The 16259-nt window shown below is 67.8% G+C and carries 15 protein-coding genes; 6 read left to right on the forward strand and 9 right to left on the reverse strand.

From position 1 onward, the window contains the following. Window positions 1-2 precede the first annotated feature (2 nt). The 5 genes from BPODLACK_RS06810 to BPODLACK_RS06830 are packed head-to-tail and all read right to left on the reverse strand — an operon-like array spanning window position 3 to window position 4219. The gene (locus BPODLACK_RS06810) at window positions 3-200 is read right to left on the reverse strand and encodes a ferredoxin (protein ID WP_024497636.1); all 198 of its coding nucleotides are present in this window, start codon (window positions 198-200) and stop codon (window positions 3-5) included. Next, the gene (locus BPODLACK_RS06815) at window positions 200-1567 is read right to left on the reverse strand and encodes a cytochrome P450 (RefSeq protein ID WP_159404949.1); all 1368 of its coding nucleotides are present in this window, start codon (window positions 1565-1567) and stop codon (window positions 200-202) included. Before BPODLACK_RS06815 ends, BPODLACK_RS06810 begins: the two co-directional genes overlap by 1 nt. Continuing rightward, window positions 1564-2394 (reverse strand): SDR family oxidoreductase, encoded by an 831-nt coding sequence (locus BPODLACK_RS06820; protein ID WP_159404950.1) that lies wholly within the window; start codon window positions 2392-2394, stop codon window positions 1564-1566. Before BPODLACK_RS06820 ends, BPODLACK_RS06815 begins: the two co-directional genes overlap by 4 nt. Next, window positions 2394-3638 carry a cytochrome P450 gene (locus BPODLACK_RS06825; RefSeq protein WP_159404951.1) on the reverse strand — a complete coding sequence of 415 codons (1245 nt, stop codon included), beginning with the start codon at window positions 3636-3638 and terminating at the stop codon, window positions 2394-2396. The genes BPODLACK_RS06820 and BPODLACK_RS06825 overlap by 1 nt, the downstream gene beginning before the upstream one ends. After that, entirely contained in the window at window positions 3638-4219 is a 582-nt protein-coding gene (locus tag BPODLACK_RS06830; RefSeq protein ID WP_006434747.1) for a TetR/AcrR family transcriptional regulator, read from the reverse strand. Before BPODLACK_RS06830 ends, BPODLACK_RS06825 begins: the two co-directional genes overlap by 1 nt. A 64-nt stretch (window positions 4220-4283) precedes the next feature. On the opposite strand from BPODLACK_RS06830, the gene BPODLACK_RS06835 reads away from it, so the two are divergent. The 4 genes from BPODLACK_RS06835 (at window position 4284) to BPODLACK_RS06850 (ending at window position 9217) form a co-directional block, all read left to right on the forward strand. Then, window positions 4284-5750: an aldehyde dehydrogenase gene (locus BPODLACK_RS06835; protein ID WP_159404952.1), complete on the forward strand. Its 1467-nt coding sequence runs from the start codon at window positions 4284-4286 to the stop codon at window positions 5748-5750. A gap of 289 nt (window positions 5751-6039) precedes the next feature. After that, window positions 6040-7482, forward strand: coding sequence for an SDR family oxidoreductase (locus BPODLACK_RS23765; protein WP_159404953.1), 1443 nt, complete (start codon window positions 6040-6042; stop codon window positions 7480-7482). Continuing rightward, window positions 7479-7868, forward strand: coding sequence for a carboxymuconolactone decarboxylase family protein (locus tag BPODLACK_RS06845; RefSeq protein ID WP_159404954.1), 390 nt, complete (start codon window positions 7479-7481; stop codon window positions 7866-7868). Before BPODLACK_RS23765 ends, BPODLACK_RS06845 begins: the two co-directional genes overlap by 4 nt. Then, window positions 7865-9217, forward strand: coding sequence for an alpha/beta hydrolase domain-containing protein (locus BPODLACK_RS06850; RefSeq protein WP_159404955.1), 1353 nt, complete (start codon window positions 7865-7867; stop codon window positions 9215-9217). The genes BPODLACK_RS06845 and BPODLACK_RS06850 overlap by 4 nt, the downstream gene beginning before the upstream one ends. Before the next feature lie 27 nt (window positions 9218-9244). Here BPODLACK_RS06850 and BPODLACK_RS06855 read toward each other — a convergent pair whose 3' ends face one another. From BPODLACK_RS06855 to BPODLACK_RS06870, 4 genes are read right to left on the reverse strand one after another with little or no spacing between them, the layout of a single operon-like run. Beyond that, window positions 9245-10417 carry an alpha/beta hydrolase family protein gene (locus tag BPODLACK_RS06855; protein ID WP_159404956.1) on the reverse strand — a complete coding sequence of 391 codons (1173 nt, stop codon included), beginning with the start codon at window positions 10415-10417 and terminating at the stop codon, window positions 9245-9247. After that, the gene (locus BPODLACK_RS06860; RefSeq protein ID WP_159404957.1) at window positions 10414-11862 is read right to left on the reverse strand and encodes a wax ester/triacylglycerol synthase domain-containing protein; all 1449 of its coding nucleotides are present in this window, start codon (window positions 11860-11862) and stop codon (window positions 10414-10416) included. Before BPODLACK_RS06860 ends, BPODLACK_RS06855 begins: the two co-directional genes overlap by 4 nt. Then, window positions 11863-13512: an AMP-binding protein gene (locus BPODLACK_RS06865; RefSeq protein WP_159404958.1), complete on the reverse strand. Its 1650-nt coding sequence runs from the start codon at window positions 13510-13512 to the stop codon at window positions 11863-11865. A gap of 19 nt (window positions 13513-13531) precedes the next feature. Then, window positions 13532-14329, reverse strand: a complete 798-nt coding sequence (locus BPODLACK_RS06870) for a lysophospholipid acyltransferase family protein (protein ID WP_006434756.1) — start codon at window positions 14327-14329, stop codon at window positions 13532-13534. Window positions 14330-14525: 196 nt separating this feature from the next. Here BPODLACK_RS06870 and BPODLACK_RS06875 point away from each other — a divergent pair, with 196 nt between their 5' ends. Both BPODLACK_RS06875 and BPODLACK_RS06880 read left to right on the forward strand, forming a co-directional pair. Then, window positions 14526-15167 (forward strand): PaaI family thioesterase, encoded by a 642-nt coding sequence (locus tag BPODLACK_RS06875; protein WP_159404959.1) that lies wholly within the window; start codon window positions 14526-14528, stop codon window positions 15165-15167. A 4-nt stretch (window positions 15168-15171) separates the two neighbouring features. After that, complete coding sequence (locus tag BPODLACK_RS06880) at window positions 15172-16179, forward strand: alcohol dehydrogenase catalytic domain-containing protein (protein ID WP_159404960.1); 1008 nt, start codon at window positions 15172-15174, stop codon at window positions 16177-16179. Window positions 16180-16259: the final 80 nt, after the last annotated feature.

Raw genomic sequence — 16259 nt, forward strand, 5'->3', positions numbered from 1 at the left:
CTTCACTCGTCATCTTCGATGAGACGCAACGCTTGCGTCGGGCAGTACTGCACGGCCGCCTCGACCTCGGCGCGCCGGGATTCGTCGGGAGTCGCGTCGAGGATCTCGACATGGTCGGTCTTCGTCGCGAAGACCTCGGGGGCCTCGAGCTCGCACATGCCGTGGCCCTGGCACAGATCCAGATCGACCTCGATGCGCATCAGCGGTCCTGACGCTTACGGTAGGCAACGCGGCACGGCTGCTGGAGCTGAACGACCATCTTCGAGTGGTCGTTCCGGTAGCTCTCGGACGGCTGCAGCATCTCGAACTCGTAGTTCTGGAACAGCACCGAGAAGATCGCCTTGAGCTGCATGATCGCGAATTGCGCACCGACGCAACGATGCCGGCCCGCCCCGAACGGAATCCAGGTCCAGCGGTTGACCAGATCCTCCTGCCGCGGCTTGTCGTACCGGTCGGGGTCGAAGGTGTCCGCGTCCGGGAAGTCCTCCGGCAGGCGGTTGGAGATCGCCGGCGACACCGCGATCGACTGACCGGCGGAGATCTCGTAGTCCTCGACGTGGAAATCCTTCTGCACCACACGCATCAGGATGATCAGCGGCGGGTGCAGGCGCAACGCCTCTTTGAGGGCGTTCTCGAGCCGAGGCATCTGCCGGGTGCGGGCGAAGGTGTACTCGGGACGTTCACCGGCCGGCGTGTCGCCGTAGATCTCGTCGAGCTCGTCGTAGACGCGCGACATGTAGTCCGGGTTGCGCAACAGCTCGATCAGCGTCCACGCGGCGGTGCCCGACGTCGTGTGATGGCCGGCGAACATCATCGAGATGAACATGCCAGTGATCGTGTTGGCGTCGAAGCCGACCTGGACGAGCACGTCCATCAGGTCGCGATCGTCTTTGTCCTCAGTCGGATTCGCGATGCGCTCGTCCATCACGCCCTGGATGAACTCGACGAGTTCGGCACGCGCCTCGTCGCGTTTGCGGAAGCTCTCGATGTCGGCCTTGTAGTCGACGTACGCGATTGGGTCGGTGCCCTTCTCCAGGTCATGGAAGAGGTGGGCGATGTGCCCGCTGAGCCGCTCCCGGAACTTGCGTCCGATCAGGCACGACGACGAGGTGTAGAGCGTGAGTTCGGAGAAGAAGTCGAGCAGGTCGATCTCGCCCTCGTCGCCCCACTCGGCGATGATGCGCTCCACCTCGTTCGGGATCGTCACCGCGTGCTGCTTCATGTGGGCGCCCTTGAGCGCTGAGTTGTGGATCGCCTTGGACCGCTCCTCGGGGCTCGCGTCGAACACGACGCCCTCGCCGAACACCGGGGTCATGAACGGGTAGGCGGCAGCCTGATCGAGGTCTTCCTCGGGCGCGCGGAAGAACTCCTCGTTGGCCGCGGCCCCGGACACCAGCACCACCTCGCGGTCGGCGAGCTGGAACATGCCGACGTCGCCGCATTCCTCGCGGACGCGCCAGAACAGCGAGATCGGGTCGCTCGCGAGTTCGTCGAGATGGCCGTGTTCGCTCTCGCCGCCCGAGACTCGATGCGGCTTCTTCAGACCTGATGCGGTGGTGGCGGTCATCGATGGGTCCCCTTGTCCTTCGTCGACTGTGGGTCTTCTGGTGTCGTGGCCCGGTCCCGGGAGACCGCACCCTCGGCCTCCACCTCGACCGCGCGCATGTGGGCACCGCGCGGCATGGTGACCATCGCCGCGACGGCCAGCGCGATGTGCTGGGGTTCGAGGAAGTTGCCGTGGCGGGCCAAGCCGTGCTTGATCCAGTCGTTGAGCATGTCCTCGGTGGTCTTCTGGTCGAGGTTCATGCCCATGCCGGTCAGCGTCTGTCCCGGTCGGACCACACCTGCTCGCACACCGGTGCCCTCGAGTTCGAGCTGGATGGTGGCGACCACTCCGTCGATCCCCGACTTCGCCGCGACATAGGCCGACGACCAGGGCCGCGGGTGGAGTACGACATCGGAACCGATGAACACGAAATCGCCTCGGGCACGGTCGATCATGCCACCGATGACGGCCCGGTAGATCCGGTAGGCGCCGGTGAGATGGATGTTGACCTGATCGGCGAAATGCTCCGGGCTCGTCTCGTAGGAGAGCCCGACCGCGAGGTCGCCGGCTCCGGCGACCGCGATCTCGAGTTCGCCGAGTGCGGCCTCCGCTTTCGCAACGCAGTCGACCACGGACTGTTCGTCGGTCACGTCGAGCGGTACGGCGACCGCCTCGCCGCCCGCGGCGATGATCTTGTCGGCCAGCTCCTGGAGCTTCTCGACTCGGCGGGCCGCCAGGGCCACGGGATGGCCGGCCGCCGCGAGGTGTTCGGCCGTCGCCGCTCCGATGCCCGACGAGGCACCCGCGACGAGGACCGGCCGACGTTCGGGATGAGGACGAAAACCCATCAGCGCACCGTCACTTTCACGGGGAGTTCGGCGAAGCCGCGCACGTTGACCGAGTGCACGCGCACGGCTTTGTCGATGTCGATGTCGACCGCGCGGATCGACCGGATCACCTCGCCGAGACCGATGTTGGCCTCGAGACGGGCGAGATGTGCGCCGAGGCAGAAGTGCGCTCCGAGACCGAAGCTCATCAACGCCTGGCCGTTGTCGCGCCCGATGTCGTACTTGTCGGCATCCGGCCCGAAGACCTCCTGATCACGGTTCGCCGAACCGACGAGGAGGAGGACGCGGTCACCGGCCGGGATCACGTGGTCGCCGTAGGGTGCATCCTCGATCACGCGACGCACGACGATCTGGGTCGAGTTGTCGTAGCGCAACGTCTCCTCGGTCCACTGCGGGACCGCGAGTTCGGGGTCGGCGAACACCTTGGCCAGTTCGTCGGGATTACGCCAGCCCCAATAGAGCGCATTGGCAAGGAGTTTCGTCGTGGTCTCGTTACCCGCGACCACCATCAGGACCATGAAACCGACGATCTCGTCCTCGGTGAGCCTGATCTTCTCGCCGGTCGCGTCGTCGTCGATCTCGGCCTCGATCAATGCCGAGACCAGATCCTCGCCGGGACTCTTCCGCCGGTCGGCGATGAGTTCCGAATAGTACTTGTGCAGTTCGATGTACGCGTGGATCGCGGCCTCGGGGATGTCGAGGACACCGTCCTCGCGATGAAGGAGCAGATCGGACTGGTGCCGCAGATGTGTCCGGTCGGCTTCGGGGACTCCCAGGAGCTCGGAGACGACGTCCATGGGCAACAGTGCGGCGAAGTCGTGGACGTAGTCGAACTCGCCCCTGTCGAGGCACTTGCTCCAGTGCTGGTGCGTCAGCGCGGTGATCCGGCCGGCGAGGTCGTTGACGCGGCGCGGCGTGAAGCCCTTCGAGACCAGCTTGCGGATGCGCATGTGTTTGGGGTCGTCCATCGCGAGGAAGGACATCGACTTGTGTGCGTCGGGCCCGTACGCCGACGGGTCCATCGACACGCCCCAGCTGTTCGAGAACCGTTGCACGTCACGGAATCCCGCGCGGACATCGGCGTGATTCGCCAGTGCCCAGAAGTTCATCTCGGCGTTGTAGTAGACCGGCGCCTCCCGACGGAGCCGGGCGTAGGTCGGATACGGATCCTCGTGGAAGTCATAGGCATACGGGTCGAAGGGGAGGGCTCGCTCCATCCCCGGCACCGATGTCGTTTCGGTCATCACTTCTCCATCAGTAGATGCGCAGCAGCGACAAGACGTTCGGAGGTCTGCTCATAGGTCATGTGCCCCATGCCGGCGTAGACGAGGCCGCCGGAGTAGATCATCTCCAGGGTGTCGAGGAGCGGCCCGGGATTCTCCGGATCCTCCTCGAGCGCGGCGGCCAGACGCCGGCGGATGAACGCACCGATGCGGACGCGGAGGTGCTCGACGTCGGGGTCGGTCCCCAGCAGCGCAACGGTGACCGCACCACCGAGTTGCCCCTCCCCCGCCACGACGAGCGCCACCTCGCGGAGCACCTGCGCGACCCGCTCGCTCGGCGCCGCGGCGGGATCGGGTTCGGAGACCCCCGCGGACAGCCGCCGCCAGAAGACCTCGGCGACCAGATGGCTCTTCGACGAGAAGTACGTGTACGCCGTCGCCGGCGCGACACCCGCGATCTTGGCCACCGACCGCACCGTGAGCCCGTCGAAACCCTCGGCGTTCAGCACGTCGACCGCGGCCTCGGTGAGCCGCGAGACCGTCTCCGCCTGCTGCTGCGTGAGGCGGCGACGTGTGGATTCCTGGGATACGGGGCTGGACATGTGAGCCACGCTACACTAGGTTTGAACGCGAGTCCAGACACCTGTCCAGATGGAGTTCCAGCTCATGCCCCTTCGCCCCGAAACCGCGTCGGATCTGTTGATCGACGGCAAGCTCACCCCCGGCAGCGGCGGTGTCTTCGACGTCGTCAACCCCGCGACCGAGGAGGTCATCGGACAGGCCGCCGAGGCCACCGCCGCCGACATGGACGCCGCGATCGCCGCCGCCCGCACCGCTTTCGACACCACCGAGTGGTCGCGCGACCACGCCTTCCGCGCCCGCTGCCTACGACAACTGCGCGATGCCCTCCTCGCCCACGCCGACGAGTTCCGCGAACTGACGATCGCCGAGGTCGGCTGCCCGTCGTTCCTCACCCACGGCCCGCAGTTCGAGGGACCGGTGACCGATCTCGGCTACTTCGCCGACCTCGCCGAGAGCTACGAGTGGTCCCGCGATCTCGGCGAGGCCAGGCCGATGGGCATCAAGAACCATCGTGAGCTTCGGTCGGAGGCCGTCGGCGTCGTCGGTGCGATCACGCCGTGGAACTTCCCCCACCAGATCAACTTCGCCAAGATCGGGCCGGCCCTCGCCGCCGGATGCACCGTCGTCCTCAAGCCGGCACCCGACACCCCCTGGTGCGCGGCGCTCGTCGGCAAGGTCGTCGCCGAGGAAACCGACCTTCCACCCGGCGTCCTGAACATCGTCACCTCCACCGATCACCGCCTCGGCGAGCAACTGTCCACCGACCCCCGCGTCGACCTCGTCTCCTTCACCGGCTCCACCGCGACCGGCAAGAAGGTGATGGCCGCGGCGTCGGAGTCGCTGAAGAAGGTGTTCCTCGAACTCGGCGGCAAGTCCGCGTTCATCGTGCTCGACGACGCCGACATCGGTTCGGCCTGCGCGATGGCGGCGTTCAACGTCGTCACCCATGCCGGCCAGGGCTGTGCGATCACCACGCGCCTCGTCGTGCCTCGCCCCAGGCTCGACGAGGCGATCACCGCGACCCGCGACGCGCTGGCCGGTCTCCCGGCCGGGGACCCCACGAGTTCGGGCACCATCTGCGGACCGTTGATCTCCGAGCGTCAGCGTCAGCGCGTCGAGTCCTACATCGAACTCGCCAAGCAGGAGGGCGGCACCATCGAGATCGGTGGTGGCCGCCCGGCCGACAAGCCCAACGGTTTCTTCGTGGAGCCGACGCTGATCTCCGGACTCGACAACTCGGCACGCGTCGCGCAGGAGGAGATCTTCGGTCCGGTCCTGGTGATCATCGCCCACGACGGCGACGACGACGCCGTTCGCATCGCCAACGACTCCCCCTACGGACTGTCGGGCATGGTCTACGGCACCGACGAGGACCGGATCAACAAGGTGGTCAACGGTGTTCGCACCGGGACCATGGGCGTCAACGGCGGCATCTGGTACTCCGCCGACGTCCCGTTCGGCGGCTACAAACAGTCCGGCATCGGCCGCGAGATGGGCGTCGCCGGTTTCGAGGAATACCTGGAGACCAAGGCCGTCGCGCGACCCGCGTGACCTCCCCCGCCGGCTGAGCCGGCACCAACCCCGCCGGCTGAGCCGGCACCGACCCCGCCGGCTGAGCCGGTGCCGAGCGAAGCGAGGCACCGCGTCGAAGCCCCCACAGCGGCCCGTCACAGAGCCCACACCACCACCTCCCCCGCCGGCTGAGCCGGTACCGAGCGAAGCGAGAAACGCCTCCCACCCCGCCGGCTGAGCCGGTACCGAGCGAAGCGAGGCACCGCGTCGAAGCCCCCCAACAGCCCGTCACAGAGCCCACCCCACCACCCACACAGAAAGCAGGACAATGAGTTCCCAGCGTTTCGAGAACAAGACCGTCATCGTGACCGGCGCCGCCGGCGGGATCGGCGAAGCCTACGCGCGGGCACTGGCCGCCGAGGGCGCCAACGTCGTGGTCGCCGACCTCGCCGACGAGAAGGGCAAGCAGGTCGCGGCGGACATCGGCGGACTGTACGTCAGCACCGATGTGGCCGACGAGGAGTCGGCGAAGGCACTCGCCGCGGCGACGGTCGACGCCTACGGCTCCATCGACGGCCTGGTCAACAATGCGGCGATCTACGGCGGCATGAAGCTCGACTTCCTCATCACCGTGCCGTGGGACTACTACAAGAAGTTCATGTCCGTGAACCTCGACGGTGCGCTCAACGTCACCCGCGCCGTCTACCCGCACATGACCAACGGCGGCGGCGCCATCGTCAACCAGTCCTCCACCGCCGCATGGCTGTACAGCGGCTTCTACGGTCTCGCCAAGGTCGGCGTCAACGGCCTGACCCAGCAGCTCGCCACCGAACTCGGCGGGCAGAACATCCGGGTGAACGCCATCGCACCCGGCCCCATCGACACCGAGGCCACCCGCACGACCACCCCGAAGGAGATGGTCGCCGACATCGTGAACCGGTTGCCGCTCAAACGGTTCGGCAAGCCCGAAGATCTCGTCGGGATGTGCCTGTTCCTGCTCTCCGACGAGGCGATCGGCAAGGTCGTCGACAAGGGTGCGAAGGCGGCCGGTTCACTCGCCGAACTCGCCGCCGGGACCGACATCGTCGGCATCTGCGTCCTGAACGACGAGCAGGTGAGGTCGGTGGTCACCGGGCCCGACGGACTGTTGTCGACGGCCCGTCCGGGCACCATCATCACCGTCCATTCCACGATCGGACCGGACACCGCGGTCGACCTCGCCGAACAGTGCGCGGCCCGCGACGTGGTCCTGCTCGACGCCCCGATCTCCGGTGGCGCGATGGGAGCGGCGTCGGGACGGCTGGCGATCATGGTCGGCGGCCCGCGCGAGGCCTACGAGAAGCTCAAAGAGCCCTTCCGGCTCACCGCCGACATGCTCGTGCACGCGGGCCCGGAGGTCGGCGCGGGCACCAAGATGAAGCTCGCCAGGAACCTCCTGCATTTCATCTCGTTCACCGCGACCACCGAGGCGGCGCGCCTCGCCGAGGCTGCCGGGCTCGATATCACCAAGCTGGGCAAAGTCGTTCGGCACACCGACGCCGTCACCGGCGGTGCCGGTGCGATCATGCTGCGGGAGACCACGGCGACGCTCGACACCGACGATCCGTGGTACGGCATCTTCACCGGCGTTCGTACACTGGGCGAGAAGGACCTCTCGCTGGCGCTCGCGCTCGGCGACGAACTCGGCGTCGACCTGCCTCTCGGGCAGATCGCACTCCGCGAGCTGGCCCCCGGACTCGGTGTCCCCCATCTCGAAGGAGAAACCGCATGACCCGATCCAATGTCTCCGACGACGCACCCGACGAGGTGCGCAAGCGCGGCCTGAGGCGGATGTCCGAGGTCTACGGCTGGGAGGTGAGCGATGGTCCCGGCGACTACTTCGCGCACACCGCCGACCAGGTGTTCGGCAACGTATGGGCTCGCGAGGGTCTCTCCGACGGGGATCGGCGACTGATCCTGCTCGGTGCACTCGCGGCGGGCAACAACATCGACGTCGCCGAGATCCAGGCCGGGGCCGCTCTGGGCAACGGCGAGCTGACGCCCGAACAGCTCGAGGAGATCAGTCTCTTCCTCTGCTATTACATCGGCTGGCCCCAGGGCACCAAGATGCACTTCATGTTCGGTGAGGTCATCAAGAAGTACCGGAAGCAGAAGTGAACAAGCACATCATGTTTCGCCCGCTGGCAGACGGCAAGGGTCCCTCGTTGCTGAGTGCCTCGCCGGTGCCCGACCTCGCCGCCGCCGGATACACCGACACCGAATACGCCGCGTCGGGAATCGCCGACCGGCTCGTCGGCGACGGAGACACACCTCCGGCCGAGTTCACGACCCGGCTGGTCGTCCGACGCCCCGCAAACGCGGCCGCGTTCAACGGCTGTGCCGTCGTGGAGTGGCTGAACGTGAGCAGCGGCAGTGATGCCGCGCCCGAGTATTCCTATCTCGCCGCCGAATTGGTGCGCGCGGGTTACGCCTGGGTGGGGGTCTCGGCACAGTACGTCGGTGTCGAGGGCGGCACCGGTTCGGTGGGCGTCGCCACCGGTGAACCCCAGAGTCTGTCCGCCAAGGACCCGGGCCGCTACGGCGGACTACATCACCCCGGTGACGCCTACTGCTACGACATCTTCCGCTCGATCGGATACGCGGTTCGTGGTGACCACTCCGGAGAGGCACCGACCCCGTATCACCCGCTCGCCGGACTCTCCGTCGGCATGGTGCTCGCGGTCGGCGAATCGCAATCCGCGATGGCCCTGACCACCTATGTCAACGCGGTGGCCGCCGCCGGGGACTTCGACGGGTTCCTCATCCACAGTCGTGCGGCTGCAGGTCTGCCCGCCGGCGACGTGGGTACGGGCATCGATGTGGGCACCGTGTTCAGCGGCGAACCCACCAGGATCCGTACCGATCTCGACGCACCGGTCCTCGTCGTGCAGACCGAGACCGATCTGCTGACCAACTTCCGCTACCACCTCGTTCGTCAGCCGGACACGGACCGTCTGCGGGTGTGGGAGATCGCCGGTACCTCACACGCCGACCTGCATCAGATCGGCGACTTCGAGGAGTTCCTCGGCTGCCCCGATCCGGTGAACCGCGGCCAGCAGCGCTTCGTGTTGCGCGCGGGGCTGCGCCATCTCCGCGCGTGGGCCGACGGCGGGGATCCGCCACCGGTCGCCGATCCGCTGCGTCTGCGCGGGGTGACGACTGCCGAACCCGAGTTCGAGGTCGACGACATCGGCAACGTCCTCGGCGGCGTCCGTACGCCGTGCGTCGACGCGCCGACGCATGTGTTGAGTGGCGTTGTCCCCGATCCGATCTCTCGCATCTGCCTACTGTTCGGATCGACCCACCCCGTCCCCGCGCATCTGCTCGCAGAGCGCTACGGCACACGCGACGAATACGAGAAGCACTATCGTGACGCCGCCGACGCGGCCATCAACGCCGGGTTCGTCTTGGTCGAGGACCGGGACGAGCTGATCGCCGACGCGAATCCGGACATGGTGCCCGAGTAGGATTTCCGGGACTCGTCGCGGGCGACGTCAGTTGATCGCCCGCTTGCCCTCCTCGGCCGGGCCGGCCGGGCGCGCGCGTTCACTCAGGAATCCGTCCGTCGCGTGCCGGATGCCGGTCGAAATGGCATGGCCGACATGGCTTCCGGGATACCAGTGGATGCGTCCACCCCAGTGCTCGTGGAGCTGCTGTGCAGCCGACACCCAGGTCACGCGGTCGTTGAGTGCCGCGACCACCATCCGGCGGTCCGGGGTTGCGATCGGTTGCACCGACAGCGGACTGATGACGCTCGCCACCTCGCGCACCGACTCGTCGCGCATCAACGATGCGAGGCGCTGCCCCTTGGGTCCGCCGCGAGACATGTGATGGGCGAGCGTCGCATGCATGTCCAGCATCGGCACCACCGCGAGCACTGCGGCGATCCGCGGGTCCATCGACGCGGCCAGGGCGGCGATGGGGCCACCCAGAGACGTTCCGGCGATCGAGATCTCGGCTGGTTCGTGACTCTCGATCCAGGTGATCAGCGACCGGATCTCGGCGACGGCGCGGACCGTGATGAGGGTGTTCACCAGCGGGTCGAAACCCGGATAGGACACCTTCGTCACGCGCCGGGGTCCGTGCGCGGGGAGCACCGGGAACGCGACGTCGTAGCCGAGCTTCTTGTGGAGATGCGCCGCCCGGAACGCATACAGGTCATCCGGTCGTCCCTGCGCGGCACCATGCACCCAGATCAGCCATCGGGCGCCGGCCCGGCGCTTCGTCATCACCCGGACCGACGAGATGCCGTCGGCGTACGGGTCCAGCGCCGCCACCGATGCCGGCAACTTCGGGTCGACGGCATAGTCGATGTGCTCGAACGACGTGGTGCCGAAGACCTTGCGGTCGCGCGACAGGATCCTGGGCGCACCGGGATCCCGATGCATCCCAGCGGGTCCCAGTCGGAGGAATTCGTCGGCCACATCGGCGCATCGCGCCACCATGTCCTCGACCGTCTCCATCGGCGGGATGTCCCGGATCACCGAGTTGACCGCGATGAACAGTTCGTCGATCGCGGTCTCCCCGACCTGCCGCGGCCCGCACCCGGCTGCCGGGATACCCGTCTCCGGGTTTCCTCGTCCCGCCGCGATCGAACTGCCGATCGCCCGAGGCAGTACGCCGGCGAACAATCCTAGCCTGGCTCGTTCGGTCTCCCAGTCGATCAACTGGCCTCCCGTGCCATCTCGCCGATACCGAGCGCATCGGTCGCCTCGTCGACCGCCCGCACGACCCGGCGGAGGAACCCGGCCGGGTCGGGCATGGATTCCGGTGTTGCGATGAGTCCCATGCTGAGCCGTCCGGCGTAGCTGTAGGTTGTCAGGTTCACGTCGGCCGGCGCGATCGCCAGGGCGAAGGAGATCCAGTCGACCACCTCGATGTCGCCGATCCAGCGCGTGGTCCGGGGGCCGGGCATGTTGGCGGTGGTGATGTTGTTCATCACCAGCGGTGCCCGGTTGGCGGCCAGTCCGCGGAAGAACGGACCGAGCCGTCCGGTATAGGTCGCCAGCTTCTCGGTCAGGTCGAAGCCGACGTCCCGACGGCACGCCACGGTGGCCGCGCAGCTCTCGCCGGTCGCGACGATCCGCTCGACGGGATCGGCCAGATCGGAGCGCAGATACGCCATGGCGGTGGCGATCTCGTTGCCGTGAACCCGGTTGGACCCGAGGTCTTTGCAGACCCCGAAGATCGTCACCGGGGTGCCCGGCTCCTCGCCGCGCGCGATGAGCTCGTCCCTGATCGCACCGGCGATCACACCGTGCAGGGCACCGTTCACCGTGGTGCCGGCGGCCAGGGCGATCCGCTGGATGTCGGCCAGCGCGATGTCGGCCGACGCACATACCCGGTTCGCCCCGCTACGTGCGTTGAAGCTGGTACGACGCACCGTCAGCGGTTTCGGGATCAGCTCGCCGTTGGACGCCTTGCGCCGCGCTGCCACCGCGTGCCGGGCCGCGGAGACCACCGACGGGAGTCGACGGACCAGTCGACGCGACTCCGCGCGCGCCGCCTTCGTGAGGGTCCGCGCGTCCTGCTCGAGAGCCTCGGGGACAGGTGCCGGGGGAACACGATCGCCCGGTTCTGCGGTGGCGGCCATGAAGGTGTTGAGCGCCGCGAGTCCGTCGGCCACCGCGTGGTGGACACGGACCACGACCGCTTGCCGACCGCCGTCGAGACCGTGAACCAGGGTGAGTGCCCACAGCGGACGGTTGCGGTCGAGTTGCGCGACCGCGAGTTCGGACAGCACGGCGTCGAGTTCGGTGCGTCCACCCGGGGCGCCGACCCACACCTCGTCGATGTGGTCGGAGACGTCGAAACCGTTGTCCTGCACCCAGAAGGGGCGCGCCGAACAACCGGGCACCCAGCGCACCCGCTGGGTGGCACGCGGGAACATCCCGAGATAGCGCGGCAGGACGTCGGCGATCTCGGCGAGTGACAGTGGACGACCGTGTCGGGACGTGTCGAGGACCGCGACCTTGAGAGTGTGCATCGGGTTCGACGGGGTCTCCATGTTGAGCATCAGCGCGTCCGGCCCCGTCATGCGCTCGGCACCCGAACCGGCATCGGCACCGGCGAACAACTCGGTGACGTCAGGTGTGTTGCGTGCGTTCGTCATTCAGCTCACCTTCCGTTCCGGTCCGGCCGACTCCAGGTCGCGCTTGAGGATCTTGCCGGTGGCGTTGCGGGGCAGTTCGTCAAGGAACTCGACGTCGCGCGGAACCTTGAACCCGGCGAGCTGTTCCTTGACGTGCCGGCGGATCTGGTCGGCACCGATGAGGGTCTGCGGAGTCCGCACCACGTACGCGGCCAGACGCTGACCGAACTTGTCGTCGTCGACCCCGATGACGGCGACCTCGTGCACCTCGTCGAGGGCACCGATGACCTGCTCGACCTCGAGCGGATAGACGTTCTCGCCGCCGGAGACGATCATCTCGTCGTCGCGACCGACCACGAACAACCGGCCGTTCTCGTCGAGCCGCCCGACGTCACCGGACACCATGTGCCCATCACTGAAGGATTTGGTGTCGGAGGTCGTGTATCCGTCGAATCCGGAGTTGTTGGCGACCACGATGCGACCGATCTCGCCGACCGGGAGTTCGCGATCGTCGTCGCCGAGAATCCGGACGCTGGTGCCGGTCAGCGGCCGGCCGGCGGTGTCCGGGCTGATGCGCAGGTCCTCGGGTGTCGCGGTACTGATCAATCCGGCTTCGGTGGCGTTGTAGCTGTTGTAGACGACGTCGCCGAAGCGGTCGAGGAAGGCGATCAGGGCATCGGTACGCATCCGCGAACCGCTCGCCGTGGCGAATCGCAGACTGGGCATCGGATGCGCGTCGAGAACCTCGTCGGGCAGGTCCATGATGCGTTCGAGCATCACGGGGACGACGGCGAGTCCGGTCGCCTCGTGGTCGCGGACGAGGTCGAGGGTCGCGACCGGGTCGAAGCGGCGGCGCATGATCATGGTGCACGTCATGGTCGCCGAGATGGCGACCTGCCCGAATCCCCAGGCGTGGAAGATCGGCGCCGCGATCACCGTGGATTCTCCTGCGCGCCAAGGAATGCGATCGAGCATCGCGGCCAGCGACGCGATGTCGGTACTACCACCGCGACGCGCGCTCTTCGGGGTACCCGTGGTGCCCGAGGTCAGCAGCACGATGCGTCCGGCGCGCTCCGGCCGTGCGGGTCGCCGGCCAAGGTTCGCGTCGATGAACGAGTCGGTCGTGAAACCCGAGACCGGCCCGGTCTCGGTCCAGGCGTGGATGCGGCGCATCCCCGGAAGCCGTTCCGCCGCCGGAGCGATGACCTCGTCGAACTCGTCGTCGGCGATGAGGACGTCGGCACCCTCCCGCTCGAGGACGTCGGCGAGCTGAGGTCCGGCGAAGCCGGTGTTGAGCAGCACCGCGTCGGCACCGAGCCGCGACGTCGCGGCGAGTGCCTCGATCAGTCCGCGGTGGTTGCGGCAGAGGATCGCGACGGTCGTGACCGGAGCGCCGGGGAGCTCACGCAGTCCGACGGCCAGGGCGTCGCAGCGCGCGTCCAGCTCGCCCCATGTGAGGCGGCCCGCCTCGTCGATCAGGGCCAGGCCCTGCGGGGCACGGGCGGCGGCCAGACCGATTCCGCTCACCGGTGACGCACCGCCGTGGCGACGCAGGTTGAGACCCATCCGGAGGTAGCGGTCGAGTCGCAGCGTGCCGAGGAAGCCGCTGCGGACGAGGGTACGAACGAGCCACGTGTAGGTGGTGACGCGATCGCGGAAACGAGTGATCATCGTCGATCTCCTTTCGTGGTCAGCCGAGCACCGGGAACCGGCGCTCGCGGGCGAGCCCGTCGAGGGCATGCTGCATGTGCTTGCGGATCATCTGGTCCACCTCGGCATGGTCGGGATCGGTCCCGAACTCGGCCGTGATGTCGATGGGGTCGAGAACCTGGGTGACCAGCTTCGACGGCAGCGGCACGTTCGGCGGGAAGTGGGCGGTGAGCCCGAACGGGAAGCCGAACGCGAACGGCGCGCTGTCGACCCGGAGCAGCTTCTGCAGTCCGAGCAGCTTGGCGAGGCTGTCGCCGCGGTTCAGGAAGAGCTGTGTCTCCTGGCCGCCGATGGTGACGATCGGGACGATCGGGACGCCCGCTTCGAGAGCGGTGCGGATGTAGCCGGTGCGTCCGTGGAAGTCGATCGTCGCGGACTGGCTGGTGGGACGCAGCGCTTCCCATTCGCCGCCAGGGAACACGATGGTCGCGGCACCGGCTCTGAGTGCGGCGACGGCGTTCTTGGGGTGGGCCGGCAGGAAGCCGACCTTGCCGAAGATCTGTTTGCCCGCGCCGGTGAAGATGAGGTCGTGGGCGAGGGTGTACAGCGGCCGGTCGGGTCCGAACTCGTCGGCGAATGCGACGCTGATCACCGGGACGTCGAAGGCCATCAGCCCGCCGGAATGGTTGGAGACCAGCAGGGCGCCCCCGTCGGGAACCTTGTCCATGCCCCGGACCTCGGAGCGGAAGTAGGTCTTGGCCACGAGTTTCAGGACGGGTAGCACCCGTTTGACCCAGGTCTCGTCGCGAGCGGTGAGGTCGAAGGTTTCGGCACTCATCGTGGAGCAGCGCCTGTGGTTGTGTTTCCGCCTCGCGCGGGGTCACCGCCGGAGGTCGCCCGTGGGCTGGATGACCTGGTGGTCGGTGTCCACGAAAACAGAAACGAGAACACGTTCTAATGTTTGAATTAGAACACGTTCTACTGCAGGCCTCCACCCTTCGTTACCTATGCCACACCTACTGATCGGTAGACATATGGAGTTCATCCTCGAGGACATAACCGAAGACGAAGTCGCTCGTCGACGCGGCGTCTACACGCCCCTGACCGACACCGTGCGCGACCTCGTCGACGCCGTGATCCGCACCGAGGTGGGCGAGGATGCACTCGCCGACGCGCAGCGGCGGATCGCCGAGATCGTCGCCGACCTGCGCACCGAGCAGATGGACGGCCCATACGGCGTCCGGCACACGCGCGAGAACACCGGCATGGCCTGGGGGAATGCCGTGATCGGCGTACGCAACGCCCTGGCACCCCCGCTCGACATCGAACACGTCCGCGACGGCGTGCGCAGCGAGTTCACCCTGGGTGCCGCCTACGAGGGACCGCCGGGGCAGGTCCACGGCGGCGTCTGCGCCATGCTCCTCGACCATCTGCTCGGCAACGCGGCCAGTTACTCCTCACCGTGCTACACCGGCACCATCACCGTCCGCTACCTGCGCCCCACTCCCCTCGGCGCGCTGGTGGCCCAGGCGTGGGTGACCGAGCAGAACGGGCGCAAACGCATCGCACGCGGCACCATCTCCGACGCCGAGGGCGTGACCTGCGAGGCCGAGGGCGTCTTCATCGTCCCGCGATCCGCGGTCGACGGACCCGTGGTGCGCTGGTCGGAGGGCTGAGCGGATGCGTGCCGCGGTGACCACCGCAGACGGATTCGAGGTCGTCGAGGTCGTCGACCCCACGCCCGGACCCGGTGAACTCGTCCTCCGGGTCGCCGCGAACGGCATCTGCGGCTCCGACCTGTCGACCGCCCCGTTTCTCCCACCCGGCACCATCTTGGGACACGAGTTCGCCGGGGAGGTCGTCGCGGTCGGCCCACCCGACCCCGCCGACGGCGCACACCACGGTTTCCGCCTCGGCGATCACGTCGCGTCGATGCCCGTCCGCGGCTGCCGACGATGTCGCGCCTGTCTGGTCGGCGACATCGCTCGCTGCCCGTCCGTCCGCACCCTGGGGCTGGGCGTCCTCCCCGGGGCACTGGCCGAGTTCGTCGTCGTCGGTGCGGCCGAGAGTGTGCGGGTCGATGGCATCGACCCGGTGGACGGCGCCCTGGTCGAACCCCTCGCGGTCGGTCTGCACATCGTGATGCGGGCCGGGATCGAACCCGCCGACCGCGTCCTCGTGCTGGGCGCCGGCCCGGTGGGAACGGCAGTGCTGCACTGGTTGTCGCGCGGCGTGGCCGGTGAGGTGATCAGCTCCGACCCCTCGCCCGGTCGGCGTGCCGCGGCCCTCGACGCCGGCGCATCCGCGGTGCACACACCGGAGCAGCTGTCCGGAGAGGTCCGCGACGGCTTCGACGTCGTCATCGAATGCGTCGGCAAACCCGGGATGATCGCCGCGGCGCTCGATGCCGTCCGAACCCACCGCCGCATCGTCGTCGCCGGCGTGTGCCTCGGCGATGATCACTTCATGCCCGTCGCAGGCATCGTCAAGGAAGCGTCCATGCACTTCGTCTCCTACTACACCAAGACCGAGTTCTGCACCGCGGCCGCCGAACTGAACCGCGGCGCGGTGGGCTCGTCGACGCTGGTCAGCCAGATCGTCGGGCTCGACGAGGTGGACCGCGTGTTCGCCGAGTTGTCGGCGCCCAATGATCATCGGAAGGTGCTGATCTCGCCCGCCGTCGGCTGACCGGCCGAGATGCCCTGCGACCTCCGCCGGGCGTACCGTCGTACGGGTGAACAGTGCCGTTCCCGAAGCCTCCAGACCTG

The organism is Gordonia sp. YY1 (assembly GCF_009872315.1).
GTDB lineage: Bacteria > Actinomycetota > Actinomycetes > Mycobacteriales > Mycobacteriaceae > Gordonia > Gordonia amicalis.